Source organism: Gordonia sp. SGD-V-85 (assembly GCF_001456905.1).
Lineage (GTDB): Bacteria > Actinomycetota > Actinomycetes > Mycobacteriales > Mycobacteriaceae > Gordonia > Gordonia hongkongensis.
In genome coordinates this window covers 91,464-108,147 of sequence record NZ_LNQO01000013.1, presented here as the reverse complement: position 1 = coordinate 108,147, position 16,684 = coordinate 91,464, and the positions used below count along the sequence as shown (strand labels likewise).

Annotated in this window: 16 protein-coding genes; 4 read left to right on the top strand and 12 right to left on the bottom strand. The window is 70.1% G+C overall.

Features of this window, described 5'->3' with window-relative positions; translation table 11 throughout:
- The first annotated feature begins 45 nt into the window (after window positions 1–45).
- Window positions 46–288, top strand: coding sequence for a DUF3072 domain-containing protein (locus AS181_RS15940; protein WP_058252529.1), 243 nt, complete (start codon window positions 46–48; stop codon window positions 286–288).
- 12 nt (window positions 289–300) lie between these two features.
- Here AS181_RS15940 and dapC read toward each other — a convergent pair whose 3' ends face one another.
- Both dapC and fdxA read right to left on the bottom strand, forming a co-directional pair.
- Window positions 301–1,443 (bottom strand): succinyldiaminopimelate transaminase, encoded by a 1,143-nt coding sequence (gene dapC / locus AS181_RS15935; RefSeq protein WP_058252528.1) that lies wholly within the window; start codon window positions 1,441–1,443, stop codon window positions 301–303.
- 10 nt (window positions 1,444–1,453) lie between these two features.
- Complete coding sequence (gene fdxA / locus AS181_RS15930; RefSeq protein ID WP_058252527.1) at window positions 1,454–1,783, bottom strand: ferredoxin; 330 nt, start codon at window positions 1,781–1,783, stop codon at window positions 1,454–1,456.
- 441 nt (window positions 1,784–2,224) lie between these two features.
- Here fdxA and AS181_RS15925 point away from each other — a divergent pair, with 441 nt between their 5' ends.
- Both AS181_RS15925 and AS181_RS15920 read left to right on the top strand, forming a co-directional pair.
- On the top strand, window positions 2,225–2,809 hold the full coding sequence (locus tag AS181_RS15925) for a cysteine dioxygenase (protein ID WP_058252571.1): 585 nt from the start codon (window positions 2,225–2,227) through the stop codon (window positions 2,807–2,809).
- Window positions 2,806–3,180, top strand: coding sequence for a rhodanese-like domain-containing protein (locus AS181_RS15920; protein ID WP_058252526.1), 375 nt, complete (start codon window positions 2,806–2,808; stop codon window positions 3,178–3,180). Before AS181_RS15925 ends, AS181_RS15920 begins: the two co-directional genes overlap by 4 nt.
- A gap of 245 nt (window positions 3,181–3,425) precedes the next feature.
- Here AS181_RS15920 and cofG read toward each other — a convergent pair whose 3' ends face one another.
- From cofG to typA, 7 genes are all read right to left on the bottom strand, one after another.
- Entirely contained in the window at window positions 3,426–4,673 is a 1,248-nt protein-coding gene (cofG, locus tag AS181_RS15915; RefSeq protein ID WP_058252525.1) for a 7,8-didemethyl-8-hydroxy-5-deazariboflavin synthase CofG, read from the bottom strand.
- Window positions 4,670–6,175, bottom strand: coding sequence for a flavin-containing monooxygenase (locus tag AS181_RS15910; protein ID WP_091344399.1), 1,506 nt, complete (start codon window positions 6,173–6,175; stop codon window positions 4,670–4,672). The genes cofG and AS181_RS15910 overlap by 4 nt, the downstream gene beginning before the upstream one ends.
- Window positions 6,176–6,228: 53 nt before the next feature.
- Window positions 6,229–7,368 (bottom strand): hypothetical protein, encoded by a 1,140-nt coding sequence (locus AS181_RS15905; protein WP_058252524.1) that lies wholly within the window; start codon window positions 7,366–7,368, stop codon window positions 6,229–6,231.
- Between the two features lie 60 nt (window positions 7,369–7,428).
- The gene (locus AS181_RS15900) at window positions 7,429–7,827 is read right to left on the bottom strand and encodes a hypothetical protein (RefSeq protein WP_058252523.1); all 399 of its coding nucleotides are present in this window, start codon (window positions 7,825–7,827) and stop codon (window positions 7,429–7,431) included.
- 4 nt (window positions 7,828–7,831) lie between these two features.
- Window positions 7,832–8,722 carry an N-acetyl-1-D-myo-inositol-2-amino-2-deoxy-alpha-D-glucopyranoside deacetylase gene (gene mshB, locus AS181_RS15895; protein ID WP_058252522.1) on the bottom strand — a complete coding sequence of 297 codons (891 nt, stop codon included), beginning with the start codon at window positions 8,720–8,722 and terminating at the stop codon, window positions 7,832–7,834.
- Complete coding sequence (locus AS181_RS15890) at window positions 8,719–10,692, bottom strand: ABC transporter family substrate-binding protein (RefSeq protein ID WP_058252569.1); 1,974 nt, start codon at window positions 10,690–10,692, stop codon at window positions 8,719–8,721. The genes mshB and AS181_RS15890 overlap by 4 nt, the downstream gene beginning before the upstream one ends.
- Window positions 10,693–10,761: 69 nt before the next feature.
- Complete coding sequence (gene typA, locus AS181_RS15885; protein WP_058252521.1) at window positions 10,762–12,672, bottom strand: translational GTPase TypA; 1,911 nt, start codon at window positions 12,670–12,672, stop codon at window positions 10,762–10,764.
- Between the two features lie 209 nt (window positions 12,673–12,881).
- Here typA and AS181_RS25170 point away from each other — a divergent pair, with 209 nt between their 5' ends.
- Window positions 12,882–13,058 carry a hypothetical protein gene (locus tag AS181_RS25170; protein ID WP_091344396.1) on the top strand — a complete coding sequence of 59 codons (177 nt, stop codon included), beginning with the start codon at window positions 12,882–12,884 and terminating at the stop codon, window positions 13,056–13,058.
- Window positions 13,059–13,065: 7 nt separating this feature from the next.
- Here the strand turns inward: AS181_RS25170 and AS181_RS15880 are convergent, their stop codons facing one another.
- The 3 genes from AS181_RS15880 to AS181_RS15870 all read right to left on the bottom strand — a co-directional run bounded on the left by AS181_RS15880 (window position 13,066) and on the right by AS181_RS15870 (window position 16,680).
- The gene (locus tag AS181_RS15880; RefSeq protein WP_058252568.1) at window positions 13,066–13,914 is read right to left on the bottom strand and encodes an EamA family transporter; all 849 of its coding nucleotides are present in this window, start codon (window positions 13,912–13,914) and stop codon (window positions 13,066–13,068) included.
- A 70-nt stretch (window positions 13,915–13,984) separates the two neighbouring features.
- Complete coding sequence (locus AS181_RS15875; protein ID WP_058252520.1) at window positions 13,985–15,028, bottom strand: ABC transporter ATP-binding protein; 1,044 nt, start codon at window positions 15,026–15,028, stop codon at window positions 13,985–13,987.
- Window positions 15,025–16,680 (bottom strand): ABC transporter permease, encoded by a 1,656-nt coding sequence (locus AS181_RS15870; protein WP_058252567.1) that lies wholly within the window; start codon window positions 16,678–16,680, stop codon window positions 15,025–15,027. Before AS181_RS15870 ends, AS181_RS15875 begins: the two co-directional genes overlap by 4 nt.
- Between the last annotated feature and the right edge of the window lie 4 nt (window positions 16,681–16,684).

The following is a 16,684-nucleotide window of genomic DNA, read 5'->3' as shown; positions in this document are numbered from 1 at the left end:
CGGGGCTCACTGGCCGGATTCGTGATCCCGACGTATGGTGGGCCCATGAGCACATCGAACAATCGTTCGACGAACGATATCGACGACGTCCTCGGCGCGGGCGCCGGAAACTCCACCGAGAAGGACCCGGACGACTGGGTGACCGGCGACGAGCCGATGACCGGCGCGCAGCGGAGCTATCTCGACACCCTCGCACGGGAGGCCGGCGAGACCCTCTCGGCCGACCTCACGAAAGCCGAGGCGTCCGAGGAGATCGACCGCCTGCAACAGAAGAGCGGTCGCGGCTGAGCAGGGCCGGTGTCAGGCCGTCAGACGAGCGACGGCCGCACCGATCCGCTCATCGGTGGCGGTGAGCGCCATCCGAACGTGGCGCTCACCCGCCGGACCGTAGAAATCGCCTGGAGCACAGAGGATTCCGCGGTCGGCGAGCCAGGCGACGGTCTCCCGGCACGGTTCGTCCCGGGTGGCCCAGAGATACAGGCCCGCCTCGGAATGGTCGACCCGGAATCCCGCACCCTCCACAGCTGCTTTGAGCAGCCGACGACGCTCGGCATAACGCTCGCGCTGCTCATGGACGTGTGCATCGTCTGCCAGTGCGGCGGTCATCGCTCCCTGGACGGGGAACGGCACGATGAGTCCGGCGTGCTTGCGGACCGCGAGCAATTCGGCGATCAGTTCGGTGTCGCCGGCGAAGAATCCGGCGCGATACGACGCCAGGTTCGAGATCTTGGACAGTGAGTGGACCGCGAGCAGTCCGGTGTGGTCGCCGTCGCAGACCCTCGGGTCGAGGATCGACAGCGGCTCGCCCTCCCAACTCAGACCGAGATAACACTCGTCGGACACGACGACGGTCCCCCGCTCGCGCGCCCATCCCACGACTTTGCGGAGATGATCGAGGCCGAGGACCTTGCCGGTCGGATTCGACGGCGAGTTGATGAACATCAGCGCCGGGTTCATCGGTCCCAGCGCGACGGTCGAATCGGCCCGCACCGCCCGCGCACCGGCGAGCAGGGCGCTCACCTCATAGGTCGGGTAGGCGACCTCGGGGATCACCACGTCGTCGCCGGGTCCGAGCCCGAAGGTCGAGGCCAGGCCCGCGATCGCCTCCTTGGTACCGATGACCGGCAGGATTCCCGACTCGTCGAGCGATGTGACCCCGTGGCGTCGGATCAGCGACTCCGCGGCCGCCTGCCGCAACTCGCGGATCCCGATCGTCGTCGGGTATCCCGGGAACGCCGAGTTCTCGGCGAGTGCGTCGCGGATGAGTGCGGGCACCGGGTCGACGGGCGTCCCGACCGACAGGTCGACGATGCCATCGGCGTGGGCCTGAGCCGTCGCCTTCGCATCGGCGATCGTGTCCCACGGGAAGTCGGGCAGACGCCCGCTGACGCGGGTCGAGGAGACGCGCAGGGGCGCAGCCGTACGGGAGACAGGACTGCTCATGCGGAGGCGGTCAGTCCTCTTCGTTCATCGGCGGGAGACCCTTGATGAACGCCGGATCGGCCTCGGTCTTGCCGACCTTGCTGGCGCCGCCCGGGGAGCCGAGGTCGTCGAAGAAGTCGGCGTTCGCGCTGACGTAGGGCTCCCATTCGTCGGGAACATCATCCTCGTAGAAGATCGCCTCGACCGGGCACACCGGCTCACACGCGCCACAGTCGACGCACTCATCCGGCTGGATGTAGAGCATGCGTCCACCCTCGTAGATGCAGTCGACGGGGCACTCCTCCACGCAAGCCTTGTCCAACACGTCGACGCAAGGCTCCGCGATGATGTAGGTCACCACTCACTCCTTCGCTAGGGAAGATCCGGGTCGGCGCGACGAGAAACGCAGTTCGGCGTCGAACGGCACTCCGGCGTCGGCGCCGGTGCGGCCCGAGGGCTGGTCGAACCGCACCCCACAGTATCCGCCCCGGGAGACGCTGCGACGAAATCGACCCCCGTCCAGAGGCGCCCGAATCCGGGTTTGAGTAACGAGGATCACATCGCCGACCGCGAGACGCCGCTCCGGGTTTCGTTCAGCGTGCCGCCAAACCTCGACGCCGCGACGATCCGCGTGCAGAGTCGGGCGCATGATCGTCGTCGACGAATCCGTCCTCACCGGACACCGACCCAGGGGCGCATGTGCCCGGGTGCCGCACCGACCCACCGCGCGGTCGATGTCGATGTGCTGTTGCTGAACCGATCGGCCTCACCACATCCTCTTCGACCCTCGCAAGGATTCGCCATGACCTCCACCCTCGCCCGCACCGAATGGGCGTCTCGGTCCTCCGCTGCCCCGCGCACCATCAGCCACCTGCCGACGCGGCTCCGGCCCGCCGACCTCCTCCGCATCACCGACCAGGGCGTCGCAGACGTCCTCGACGGTCGCCACGACGACCTGCTCCCGGACGTCTGGGACGAACGGCATCGCTGGTCGACGCGCCTGCACGCCGACGACGACGTCGACGTGTGGCTGATCAGCTGGACCCCGGGCGAGGCCACCGAACTCCACGACCACGCCGGTTCGCTCGGTGCCCTGACGGTGTTGTCGGGCAGCTTGCGCGAGTACCACTGGACGGGAGACGATCTGGCGGTGCGCATCCTCGACGCCGGCGACCAGGCCGCCTTCCCTCTCGGGTGGGTGCACGACGTCGTGCGGAACCCGGTCGTCGCCGCACCGGAGATCGGTGCGGAGACCAGCCCTCTGGTGACCCCGACGCTCAGCGTGCACGCCTACTCACCGCCGCTGACCGCGATGTCCTACTACGACATCTCCGAGGGCGGCCACCTGCGCCGCGACCGGACCGTTCTCACCGACCAGCCCGAATGAGCACTCCCCGCACCATCGACGACGTGCTCGCCGACGCACGGTCGCGGATCGCGCGGGTCGAGGCCGTGGACGTCCCCGCCGAGCTGGCCGACGGGGCGGTGCTCGTTGATATCCGTCCCGCGGCGCAGCGCGCGGAGGAGGGCGAGGCCCGGGGTGCTCTCGTCATCGAACGGAATGTCCTCGAATGGCGGTGCGACCCGGCGAGCGACGCGCGCATCGACCAGGCCGTCGACCATGACGTCCGCTGGATCGTCCTGTGCTCCCAGGGGTATACGTCGAGCCTGGCCGCCGCGGCCCTGCAGGATCTCGGATTACATCGCGCCACCGACGTCGTCGGCGGATACGAAGCGCTCGCACCCGTTCTCGGCTGACCCTTCGATCGCACGTCGGTGTCTGCGGCCTGGCGGCCGTCGTGGACTACGAAAGAACTCGCCGTGCTCGGCGCGAGCCCAATCACTGCTCCCTGAGGAGGCCGGAGCTTGCGGAGGCCGTCACGAAGGGTCCTGGTGAGTCGGGTTGCGAAGACCCTTCGTGACGCGCCCTCCGCAAGCTCCGGGCGCTCCTCAGGGAGCGGGGGCGGGACTCCGCACGCAACCTCGAGGGCGCAGAGTGATTCTCAAGCGACGGCGGGCCACGGACGCGGAGCCGGGCGGGTGTCGACGGCGAGGCCGGTCACCGGGTCGGCGAGCGCGGCGACGTGCTGGGTCAGTGCCGGGTCGATCCAGTCGGCACCGTTCAGCACATACGGCGGCTGCGCGGTGATGCGTTCGGTGAGAACGAAATCGGACTCCGCGGTGCGGGCGGCCAGGGCGTCGAGGTGAGGCCACGGGCGTTCCGGGTTGACGTGATCGGGAGTCAGCGGCGACACCCCACCCCAGTCGTCGACGCCGGAGGCGATCAGCGCGGCACATTCGGCGGGCGACACCAGGTTCGGGGGCGCCTGGATCCGCATGTGTGGGCCGAGGACGACCCGGGCGACCGCGACGGCGGCGAGGAACTCGGTCATCTCCGCGTCGGGGGTGGAGCGCATCGCGGTGTCCGGCTTCGCCCGGAAGTTCTGCACGATCACCTCCTGGATGTGCCCGCCTCGGGCGTGCACATCCGCGAGAGCCAGCAGCGATTCGGCCCGCTCGGTGAGTGATTCGCCGATCCCGACCAGAATCCCGGTGGTGAACGGGACACGAGCGGTGCCCGCATCGCGCAGCACCTGCATGCGGACCAGCGGGTCCTTGTCGGGACTTCCGTAGTGTGCCTGGCCTTTCTCGGTGAACAGGCGACGCGACGTCGTCTCCAGCATCATGCCCATCGACGGTGCGACCGGGCGCAGACGGAGCAGTTCCTCGAGGCTCATCACCCCGGGATTGAGGTGCGGCAGCAGACCTGTCTCCGACAACACGGCGACCGCGGCGGCACGAACGTAGTCCAGCGTCGAGGAGTAACCCCGTTCGGCCAGCCATTCGCCGGCCTGCGGCCACCTGTCCTCGGGGCGGTCACCCAGCGTGAAAAGCGCCTCCTTGCAGCCGAGTTCGGCACCGCGGCGCGCGAGGTCGACGACCTCGTCGAGTTCCAGATAGAGCCCCTCCCCCGCGCGGGCGAGCTTTCCGGGGACCGTGACGAAGGTGCAGTAGTGGCACCGGTCGCGGCACAGGCGCGTCAGCGGGATGAACACCTTGCGGGAGTAGGTGATCTGCCGGGACCGGCCGACCGCGGCCAGCCCCTCGTCTCGGAGCGCCCCGGCGATCGATTGCAGTTCGACCAGGTCGTCTCCGGCGCAGGACAGGAGCGTCACGGCCTCGTCGAGACCGATCGGCGCCCGGTCGCGCGCGGCGTCCAGGGCCGCGCGGACGGTCAACTGCTCGGTCATTCCTCACCCTCCTCAGGTGTTCCGGTGCCGGCGTCGTCGGGACGGGGTTCGTACGGTTCGGGGTCGAAGGTGCCGTTGCGTTCGCGAAACGACGCCGCGGTGCCCGGCCACAACAGGGTCAGGCGACCGCTGTCGGGGTCGACATACCAACTCTCACAACCGGTCAGCCACACCGTCGACTCGCTGCGAGCGTCGATCTCCCGCGTGTATTCGTCTTCGGCGGCAGGCGAGACCGCCAGCGTCGTGATCCCGTTGCCGGCCATGTACTCCAGCGCGCCCAGGACGTAGTCGAGTTGCGTCTCGATCATGTAGATCGCCGAGTTGTGGCCGAGCGCCGCGTTGGGCCCGTCGAGGACGAACATGTTCGGGAAACCGCTGACCACGGTCGAGGCATAGGACGTCATGCCTGCAGACCAGTGGTCGGACAGCCGCCGACCGGCACGACCGGTGATGCGCGATGCGGCGGGCGGGCGTGCGGATTCGAAACCGGTTGCCATCACCAGGACGTCGAGATCGTAGGTGTGACCACTGTGCGCGGTGGCCTTGGTCTCGGCGACCGACGTCAGAGCACTCGACTCGAACACCACATTGGGCCGCTGCAGTGCCGGATAGAAGTCGTCGCTGAGCAGGATTCTCTTGCAACCGATCTCGTAGTCGGGGGCCAGCTGTTCACGAAGGTCGGCATCGGCCACCTGCCCGTGGAGGTGATCCCGTGCACGGGAACGGATCTCGTCGATGTCCGGATGCAACCCGAGCCGCTGCCGGAACGCCGCATCGGCTTCGGTGAGCAGTCGGTCGCGCACCTCCGCCGCGACGACGGGGTCGAGCATGGCAGCGCGTTCGTCGTCGGTGTAGAGACGGTCCGCGCGCGGCACGACATACGGTGGCGTACGGCAGAACACGACGAGATCGTCCGCGGCGTCGGCGAGATGCGGGATGAGCTGCACCGCCGACGCACCGGTTCCGACGACCCCGACCCGCGCACCCGTAACGTTGACGTCGTCGTGCCAGGCGGCCGTGTGGACGACCTGTCCCGGGAAGGTGTCGAGTCCGTCGATGTCGGGGATGCGCGCCTCCGACAACCGTCCGACCGCCAGCACCAGCGAGCGAGCGCGGAAGGTGACGGCCCGGCCGTCCGGCGCCGCCGCCGTGATCACCCAGTGCGCCCCCTGCTCGTCCCAGACCGCTTCGCGTAGTTCGCGATTGAGTTCGATGCGGTCGGCGAGTCGTTCGTCGACGACGATCTGTTCGAGATAGCTGCGGATCTCGGCGCCACGAGGGAACCGCGCCGACCAATCGGCCGGCGGCCGGAACGAGAACGAGTACAGATGGGCGGGGATGTCGCAGGCGATGCCGGGATAGGTGTTGTCGCGCCACGTGCCCCCCACGCCGTCGGCGCGTTCGAGCACGACGAAGGACTCCCGCCCGCGGCGTGCGAGCTGCGTCGCCATCCCGAGCCCGGCGAAGCCCGCGCCGATGATGGCGACATCCACGTCGTCCATCGTCAGCGCGCGCTGCTGCGCTCCGGCCGCCCGCCCGGAAGACATGCTCCGGCTCACGCGGACACCTGTGGCAGCGGGAGTTGCCGGTCGGGCTCCGGCACCCCGTAGCGGGTGGTGCGCTGACGCGGCCTCCGTCCGGCTCGCGCCGCGATGTCGACGACAGCCGCGGCGTCGAGGACACGACCTGACTCCGGTCCCGCGCCCGGCATCAGGGTGCCGTCGAGCAACAGCCCACCCAGGTCATCCGCCCCGCCGCGCAACACCAGATCGACGGTGGCCGCGGGCAGTTTGGTCCACGCCACCTGCAGATGATCGAGGAGGCCTGCGGTCATGAGGCGGGCGACGGCGTGCAACGCGCGGGTCTCTCGCTCCGACGCGGTCCGCGAGGCGGTGTCCGCCAAGTGGGGCGGCACGTTCTCGGGAAGCAGTGGCATCAGGATGAGTTCGCTGAAACCGCCCGTGCGACGCTGGATCTCGAGTAGCAGTCGAAGATGGGCGATCTGGTGTGCGGGCGTCTCGACGTGCCCGTAGAGCATAGTCGCGGTGGAGAAGAGACCCACGCGGTGGGCGGTCTCGATGACGTCGACCCAGCTGCCGACCGGCGGCGCCGTGCCGGTGGGTGAGAGCGTCACCCGGACGGTGTCGTCGAGGATCTGGGCGGCGGTCCCCGGCACCGACCCCAGGCCCGCTGTCCGCAGCCGCTCGAGGTGTTCGACGATCGTGATCCCGGCACGCTCGGCGCCGTCGACGATCTCCGGGGCCCGATAGGCGTGCAGGTGGAGCCCGTCGGCGGCACCCGTGATGTCCTCCACGAGTCGGACGTATCCGTCGGCCGGCAGTTCGGCGGGCAGGGGTCCCTGCATGCAGATCTCGGTCGCGCCGAGTGCGACCGCCTCGGCGACCAGTTCGTCGAGACCCGGGTCGTCGGGTCCGAGCCGGCTGACGACCCCGGTGTCGAAGTTGCGGTTGACCACGAAGGTCAACACCTCCGCGTCGGTCACCTGCCGACGCACGGTGTCGGCCAGTTCGCACAATTCGTCGAGCTGCGCACCCGAGGCACCCAGGAGGGCGACCCAGCCGTCATCGTCGAGGGCGTCGGCCCCGAGAGTCGGGTCGTCACGGACACGGCTCAGTGCGGCCGTGACGCGCTCGATCGGGGCCATGATGTCTTCGGCCCACGCGCGCAGAAGCATGTCTTTCACTCTAACGCCGCCCCTCGCGACACAACGCGGAGCGCCCCTGCGGAGCGGTGGTCAGTCGGGTTCGGGCAGCCGCCCCGTCCAGCCCAGCGCGGCGCACGGCCCGACACCGAGGACGACGAGCAGCAGGGTCTGCACGAGGTAACCACTGCTGATCGAGAGCACGACGTCCCCGCCCGGGCCGGGGAGCCCGCCGGCGATCACGACGACGAGCCCCCATGCGGCGAGGGGCCCGTACCGCCACGGGGTCGCGGTGAGGCCGGCCGCGAGCCAGAGCAGGACCGCATTGACCACGCCGGCGGCAAGTGCCGCGACGGGCAGGGCGACGCCGCCGAAGCGCTGATAGGTGAACGCGACGCTCAGGAGCCCGATCGCGAACCCGTCGACGACGAGGAACCCCAGGAGCAGTCGGTCGACGACGGAACCCGATACGGGCCGAACAAAGCGGGCCATCGAGTCAGTCGATCCCGGCGAACAGGTCCGACTCGCGCGTGTCCGTGGCACCGAGGGACTCGTGACGCTCTGGTTCGGTGAGGATGAAATGCTCCGCGCGGGCGATCGGCTGCAGGATGTTGTTCGACAGCGCGTATTCGGTCCCGGACGCCGCAACGGTCACCTGCGTGGCGTGGGCGGCCAGGGCGGCCACCTTCTGGGGGAGGTACGCGCTGATGTCGATCTCGGTGGTGATGTCGACGTCGGGATAGCTCGGCAGCTCACCGTCGCGGGGCATCCGCCAGCCGTCGGGTACCGCGGCCACGCCGGCGAGCCCGGAGTCCAGTGCGGTGCGTTCGGTCACCGATTCGTAGATCTTGGTCGGGCCCGGCCCGACTTCCCGGGCCCGGGCGACCGCGGCCGTTGTGACCTCGTGCACCAGTTTGTGGTCGGGATGGCCGTACGTACCCGAGACGTCGTAGCTGACGACCACCTGGGGTGCGAAGTCGGTGAGCACGTCGACCAACGCTCTCACGGGCTCGTCGAACGGTGCCCGCACGAGTGCGCGCGGGTGGTTCGCGGACGGCGCGCCGGCCATGCCGGAGTCCCGCCAGCGCCCGGCGCCGCCGAGGAACCGCGGCCGCAGCGGCGCGCGGCCGTCGGGGCTGAGCGCGGCCAGTGCCCGCGAGAGCTCGAGAATCCGGAAGCCCCCCAACTGATCGGCACCGCCGTCGGCGACCAGCTGCGCCCACTCGTCCCCGATCACCTCACCCTCTTCGCCCAGCGTGAAGGTCAGCACCCGCACGTCGACGCCCTCCGCGAGATACCGGGCGATGGTGCCGCCGGTCATGATCGTCTCGTCGTCGGGATGCGCGTGCACGAGCAGCAACCGACGACCGGCGGGGGTACCGGTCACGACAGCTCCCAGTTCACCGCGGTCCCGAAGATCGAGACCTGGATGGGCCCGGTGAGCGGGACGTCGCGCACTGCCGGCGTGGTTCCCACGACCATCGAGTCCTGGTACAGCGGCAGGTAGATCGCCTGGGCGGCCAGGAGCGGTTCGGCCTCGTTCAGGGTCGGGATCGGGTCGTCCTCGGAGAGCGCGGTGCGGGCGAGCTCGATCAGTCGCGGATCACACAGCCCGGAGATGTTGCTGGCGTAGCTGTCCCCGGGATCGCCTCCGCTCGGCGCGATGCTGGTGGGGGTCGGGGGCGTCGCGGGCGACGGTTCGGTGCCGGGTTTGGGCTGGTTGCAGTCGACCTGCGAGGCGAGCGAGGCCGCCGGGGGCACCCCGAGACCGGACCATCCGACGACCAGGTCGACGCGTTTGTTCGTGAGCGCCGACCCGTACAGCTCGCTGTTGGGCAGCGTCACGACCTGAGCGCGCACCCCTGCACCTCGGAGCTGGTCGACGATGCTCGACGCGGCCGACGTGGTCCGCGGATCGCCGGCGACCGCACCGACACGGACGATGAGGTCCTGCCCGTCGCGCTGGAACGGCAGGATTCCCTCGGGCAGTTCCGGTACCTCGACCAGACCCTCGGTCGGGGTCTCGCTCATCCCGGGCGTCGCCGACCCGCCGGCGGACGGCGCCTCGGACGCGGGCGTGGACCCGGACGGGGACGATGGCGACACCGAGGAGGGCTCCGACGACGACGCAGACGGCACCGGGGATGCCGAGCCGACGGGCTCGGGCGCGGCGCGGCGGTAACCGGCGGCGCCGAGCAGGGCGTCGACCTCGGCCGGTCCGAGGCGCGGGCGGTCGACCGGTGAATAGCCCGGATCCGACGGCGCGAAGACGGTGTTCGCGAACGGTTCGACGACCCAGTCGCCGGCACCGGCGAAGGTGGTCAGTCGCGGATCGACCAACCCGAGGATCGCGCGCCGGACCTCCACCGAGCTCATCGCGTCGGTGCGGGCGTTCACGCTGACACCGAGTGACCGCGACGTCAGGCTGCGGGCGGTCTCGAGACCGGGCAGCGCGGTCAGTTCCGCGTCGGTGGCCGGCGAGGCGCCGAGGGCCACGATGGCCGAGTCGCCGGATCGTACGGAGTCGAGCATCTGGGCCGACGTGCCGGCGCGGCGGAGGACGATCTGGTCCAACCGGGGCGGGGTGACCCAGTACCGGTCGTTGCGGGCGAGGCGGACCTCGTCGCGGGTCTTGTCGATCCCCACGATCGCGTAGGGCCCGGCCGAGACCGGCTTGCCGGTGTCCATCCCGGTTTGGAAGCCGGCCGGCGCACCCTTGAGCACGTGACTGGGCAGCAATCCGGTGAACAGCTCTCGCCACGCGGGGTACGGCGACTCGAACCGCACCTCGACGACCTTGCCGCCCTCCCGGGACTGCACCGAGTCGATGAGCCGGTAGCCGGCCGGTGCCACGACGTTGGGCTGCCGGGACATCTGTTGCCACAGGAAGTTGAAGTCGTCGCCCGTCACCGGCAGGCCGTCGGACCACTGGGCGTCGGTGTGGATGCGGTAGGTCACGGTGAACGGCGCCCGCGACGTCACCTCCGCGGAGGTGACGAACGAGCGCTGCAGTTCCCACACCGTCCCGCCCGGGGTCTGGACCGGCGCGAACGCGCTGGGCAGCGTCATCGCCGCGACCGCCGTCGTCACCGGGTTCTGGTCGGCGGCGATGTGCGGGTTGAAGCCCGATCCGACCGAGTCGGTGGCGATGTAGATCGTCTTCTCCACCGGGTACTCGGTCGGGGTCGGCGGTGGCCCGGTGTCGCGGACCGGGGGCGGCGGATCCGACATGCAGGCGGTGAGCACCACGAGCAGGGCGACGCTGCACGAGAGGATGCCGAGCAACCGCCCACGGACCCGGTTCGCGGCCTCGCGGCCCGGTCGTGGTCTCGCGCGATTCACCTCGGATACCCCCATGACGAAGAAGCTTCTCGGTCCGTCGGACGCACCCGCCACCGTAGTGTGGCGCCGGAGCGCCATCGACACTCAGCTGACGGCGGCATCCCGGGACTTGGCCCGCGAGCGCTCACGGGCGCGCGTCGTCGAGTCGAGGTGCACCTTACGCACTCGCACGACCTCCGGGGTGACCTCGACACACTCGTCGGCGGCGCAGAATTCCATGGCGCCCTCGAGGTCGAGTTGCATCGGCTTGGCGAGGGTCTCCATCACGTCGGCCGAGGACTGACGCATGTTGGTCAGCTTCTTCTCGCGGGTGACGTTGATGTCGAGATCCTCCTGGCGCGGGTTGATCCCCACGACGTGGCCCTCGTATGAGTCGTCGCCCGGGTTGACGAAGAAGGTGCCGCGGTCGGCGAGCTGGATCATCGCGAACGGGGTGACCGTTCCCGACCGGTCGCTGACGAGCGAACCCGTGTGGCGGGCCCGGATCTCGCCCGCCCAGGCGTCGTAACCCTGGAACACCGCGTTGGCGATGCCGGTGCCGCGGGTCTCGGTGAGGAAGTCGGTACGGAACCCGATGAGGCCGCGCGAGGGCACGATGAACTCCATCCGGACCCAGCCGGTGCCGTGGTTGTTCATCTGCTCCATGCGGCCCTTGCGGGCGGCGAGCAACTGGGTGACCGCGCCGAGGTACTCCTCGGGCACGTCGACGGTCAGATGCTCGAACGGCTCCTGGACCTTGCCGTCCACCTTGCGGGTGACGACCTGCGGCTTGCCGACGGTCAGCTCGAAGCCCTCACGACGCATCTGCTCGACGAGGATGGCCAGGGCGAGCTCGCCGCGTCCCTGCACCTCCCAGGCGTCGGGCCGGCCGATGTCGAGCACGCGCAGCGACACGTTGCCGATCAGCTCGGTGTCCAGACGCTGCTTGACCATGCGGGCGGTCAGTTTGTGGCCCGAGACCCGGCCCGCCAGCGGCGACGAGTTGGTGCCGATGGTGACCGAGATCGCCGGCTCGTCGACGGTGATGCGCGGCAGCGGCTGCGGGTTCTCCAGGTCGGCGAGGGTGTCGCCGATCATGATCTCCGGCATGCCGGCGACGGCCACGATGTCACCGGCCGATGCGGACTCGGCGGGCGCCCGGTCGACGCCGACGGTGGCGAGGAGCTCGGTGATCTTGGCGCGCTCGACGACGGCCTCACCGTCGACCTCGCGGCACCAGGACACCTGCTGGCCCTTGCGGAGGGTCCCGTTGTGGATGCGGACGAGCGCCAGACGGCCGAGGAAGGCCGAGGCGTCGAGGTTGGTGACGTGTGCCTGCAGCGGGGCGTCCGGGTCGCCCTTGGGCGCCGGGACGTGTTCGAGCAGGACGTCGAAGAAGGAGTCGAGGTTCTCCCCCGCCGGGATCTCGCCGTCGGCCGGCTGCTCGGTGCTGCAGACACCGGCGCGGCCCGAGGCGTAGAGCACGGGGAGCTCGAGGACGAGTTCGGCGGCCTTCGCGGCCTCCTCGTCCAGGTCGGAGGCGAGGTCGAGGAGCAGATCCTGCGTCTCGTCGACGACCTCCTGGATGCGGGCGTCGGGACGGTCGGTCTTGTTGACGACGACGATCACCGGCAGCTCGGCGGCCAGCGCCTTGCGGAGCACGAAGCGCGTCTGCGGCAGCGGGCCCTCGGAGGCGTCGACGAGCAGGACCACACCGTCGACCATCGACAGGCCGCGCTCGACCTCACCGCCGAAGTCGGCGTGGCCGGGGGTGTCGATGACGTTGATGACGACCTCGGTGCCGTCCGGCTGGCGCCGGTGGACCGCGGTGTTCTTGGCGAGGATGGTGATGCCCTTTTCACGTTCGAGGTCACCGGAGTCCATCACCCGGTCGACGACCTCGGCGCGCTCGCCGAAGACGCCGGACTGGCGCAGCATGGCGTCGACGAGTGTGGTCTTTCCGTGGTCGACGTGCGCGACGATCGCGACGTTGCGGAAGGTGGGGACAGCGCTCACTGGCTCTCTTTCGTGTGGTTGGGGACCGGCAGCGGCGGCCGGCGTCCGGGTCACTGCCGAACGTCTGGAACGTTCGCAGCCGAACGGCTCTGACCGGCGCGGGGAGCAGATCACCTAGGGATTCAACGTCACAGACTATCGGCTCGGGCGGTGAGACCGCGATCACAGCACCCACAAGAGTCGTAGTTAGGGTCTGCTAACCTCGCCGTATGGGCAAGGTCGACCCGACCAAGGTGGGCTCTCTGAAGCCCAAGAAGAAGTGTTGCAAGAGTTCGACGCGCTGTGTTCGCTGCCCGGTGGTCATCCACCGTATGCGCAAGCTCGACACCTCCGACATGTCGAAGAAAGAGCTGCACAAAGCACTGAAGAAGGCGCGCGCCGCCTGATTCCCGGTCACCCCGGCGGCATCTCCGCCGCACGATCGTCGGACCGGTTGTCGTCGTCGACCGATCGCACGGCGACGGCCACCGCGACGAGCGCGATCCCGACCGCTTCCAGGGGCCGCGGCACCTGCGCCAGCGCGAGCAACCCGATCGCCGACGCCGTCACCGGCAACAGCGCGAGCAGGATCGCGAACCTCGCCTGGCCGACCCGCCGCAGCACGATCTGGTCGAGTGCGTACGGCACCGCGGTCGAGGCGATGCCGAGTAGCAACCCCTGGGCCAGGACCACCGGCAACGCGGCCCCCGCGCGTACCGCGTCGGCCACCCACCACGCGAGCGGCGCGGTGAGCAACGCGGCCACCGCGAAACCGGTCGCCAGGTCCTCGACGCCCGTGCCTCGCGCCGCGACCCGTTTGCCCAGGACGATGTACCCCGCCCAGCAGGCGGCCGCGGTCAGCGCCAGGACGACGCCGATCGCCGTTCCCGACCATCGGACGTCCGCGATCAGGACCACGCCGACCGCCGCCAGGACGAGTGCGGCGACGTCGCGACGCGTCGCAGAACCCAACGCGGCCACCACGATCGGGCCCAGGAACTCCAGGGCGACGGTCGTGCCCAGGGGCAGGTGCGCGAGCGCCTCGTAGAAGGCGATGTTCATCCCGGCGGTGATCAGCCCGAAGCATCCGGCGAGGCGCAATCGCTCCCAGCGCCAGGCGCCGCGGGGTGGACGCACCCACAGGAGCAACACCAGCGCGGCCCCGGCGATCCGCAACCACGCGACGGCGGCCGGGGAGATGACGTCGAACAGGCCGACGGCGACGGCCGCGCCGAGATACATCGATGTCGCTCCGACGACCATCAGTCCCGGCGGGACCAGCACGTCTCGCCGTGTCACCGGCACGACGACCGCCTCGCCGGCCCACGCGGCGTCACGACCCGATCACCGCGACCCGTTCCGGCACCAGACGCATCCGCACCCGGTCGCCGATCGCGACGAAGGCATCGGTGACCGCATCGATCTCGCCGACCGGGGTGTCGATGCGCACGCGCGGGCCGGCCGGGAGTTCGGCGACGAGCACGACGGTCGCCGTCGTTCCCGGCCTCTCCGGCGCATCGGACGGCGTAGGTCCGATCGCCACCGACTCGGGCCGCAGGCCGAGCCGGCACGGACCGTCGGGACGATCCAGCGGCATCTCACCGAGGACGGTCTGCGCGACGCCCGACCGGACCTGGGCATCGACGACGGTCGTGGCGCCGAGGAAACGCGCGGTCCACTCGTCGACCGGGTGTCGCCACAGCGCCGCCGGAACGTCGGTCTGGATCATCACCCCGTCCCGCATGACCGCGATCTCGTCGGCCATGGTGGCCGCCTCGGCGTGGTCGTGGGTCACCACCATCGTCGGCACGCCGGCCGCTCGGACGATCTCCGAGATCTCCACGGCCAATTCGTCTCTCAACCGCCGGTCGAGCGCGGCGAGCGGCTCGTCGAGCAACAGCAGACGCGGACGCGGGGCCATGGCACGCGCGAGCGCGACCCGTTGGGCCTGGCCGCCCGACAGGGTCTCGACGAGACGCTTGTCGTAACCGGTGAGTCCGACGACGTCGAGCATCTCGGCGACGCGATCGGCGATGGCGCGGCGCGACCAGCGCCGCACCTTCAGCCCGTACGCGACGTTCGACGCGACACTGCGCCCGCCGAACAGTTGCCCGTCCTGGAAGACGACCCCGAAGTCCCGCCGATGGACCTCGACGCCGGCGAGGTCGACTCCGCCGAACCGCACCGTTCCACCGACCGGCGACTCGAGTCCGGCGATCGTCCGGATCAGGGTCGACTTGCCGCACCCCGACGGGCCCAGGATCGCGGTCACCAGTGACCCTTCTCCCCCGAGCCGCCACGACAGACCGTCGATGACGGTCTCGCCGCCGTACGCGACCGTGAGGTCGGAGACCTCCAATGAATTCGCAGGGGTCACAGCAGCGGCACCTCCGAGCGGGGCCGGAACGCCTCGACCACGACGACTGCGACGACCGTCGCGATGACGAGGACCACCGAGGCGGCCATGCCGGTGGCCAGGTTCTCGGCCCCCGGGCGGTTCAGAGCGGACCCGATGAGTACCGGAAGAGTGGTCGTGTCCGCGCGGGCAAGGAAGCTCGTCGCGCCGAACTCGCCCAGGGCCATGACGAAGGCGAACCCACCGGCAGCCCCCATCGACCTTCCGACGATCGGCAGGTCGACGGTCGCGAACACGCGAAACGGCGTGGCTCCCAACATCGCCGCGGCATGCCGCAACCGGACCGGCACCGACTCGAGTGCGGGCATCATGATGCGGATGACCACCGGAATCGCGATGAGGGCCTGGACCAGTGGGATGACCGCGGGCGATGCGGCGATCTCGTACGGCAACGACGCCAGCACGATGAGGTAGCCGAATCCGAGTGTGACAGCACTGATCCCGAGCGGGATGAGCGAGACGGCCGAGCCGATCGCCCCGACGACTCCGTGCGCGCGATGCAGCGCGACGGCGGCGAGCGTACCGACCACCAGGGCGATGGCGGTCGCCGCGGTGGCGGTCACCAGCGAATAGCGCAGGCTCTCCAGGGGCGTCACCCCGTTGACGGGTTCGGCCAGTGCGCGGTAGCCGGCGAGGGTCCAGTCGCCGTGGGCGACCGGTCGGACCGACCGCACCATCAGCACCAGGACCGGTCCGACGAGGAGGACAGCTGTCCACGCCCCCACCACCCAGACCGCCGGCCGCGTCCAGCGGCCGCCGGCGACCCTGCGGTTCCGTTCGGCCCGCCGGGCGCCGCCACCCGATCCGCGGCTCGCCGGATCGGCGAACACCCGCGTCAGCAGCAGCGCCGCCATGACCACCACGATCTGCAGCATCGACAGCGCGACCGCCTCGGGAATCCGGAAGTATCCGATGGCCTGCGTGTAGATCTCGGTCTCCAGGGTCCGCAGCTCCCCGGCGCCGAGAATGATCACGACGCCGAAACTGGTGGAACAGAACAGGAAGATCAGCGCGGCCGCCGACGCCGTGGCGGGCACCAGGCGCGGCACGACCACGGTCATGGTCGCCCGAATCCGGCCCGCCCCGAGCGACCGTGCCGCCTCGAGCAGCCGCGGGTCGAGGTTGCGCCAGGCCGCCCCGACGACGCGGACGACGACGGCGATGTTGATGAACATGTGTGCCGCGAGCACGGCCGGCAGCCCGGATTCGATGTGCAGGAACGCCAATGGGCCGGACAGCAGAGAACGGAAGGCGACACCGACGACGACCGTCGGCAGCACGAATGGCACGGTCACCACGACGGCGAGCACGACCGCGGTGGTCCCGCGGACCCGGGCGAACAACCACGCGATGGGTGCGGCGGCGACGAGCGCCAGGACCGTCGAGGCGGCCGCCTGGCCCAGGGTGACGCCCAGAAGCCCCAGGGCGTCGGTGCGGTCGAGCAGTTCGATCAGGCCCACCCCGGAGTCACGGGCGATCGTGACGGCGCGCCGGACGAGCGCGATCACCGGCCAGGCGAACAGCACCACGACGAACAGCGCCGGGACCACCCACAGCGCAACCGGTCCGGCGGCCCGGGCCACCCGGGTCACCACTGTCCCGGCCGGGGTCACCGAG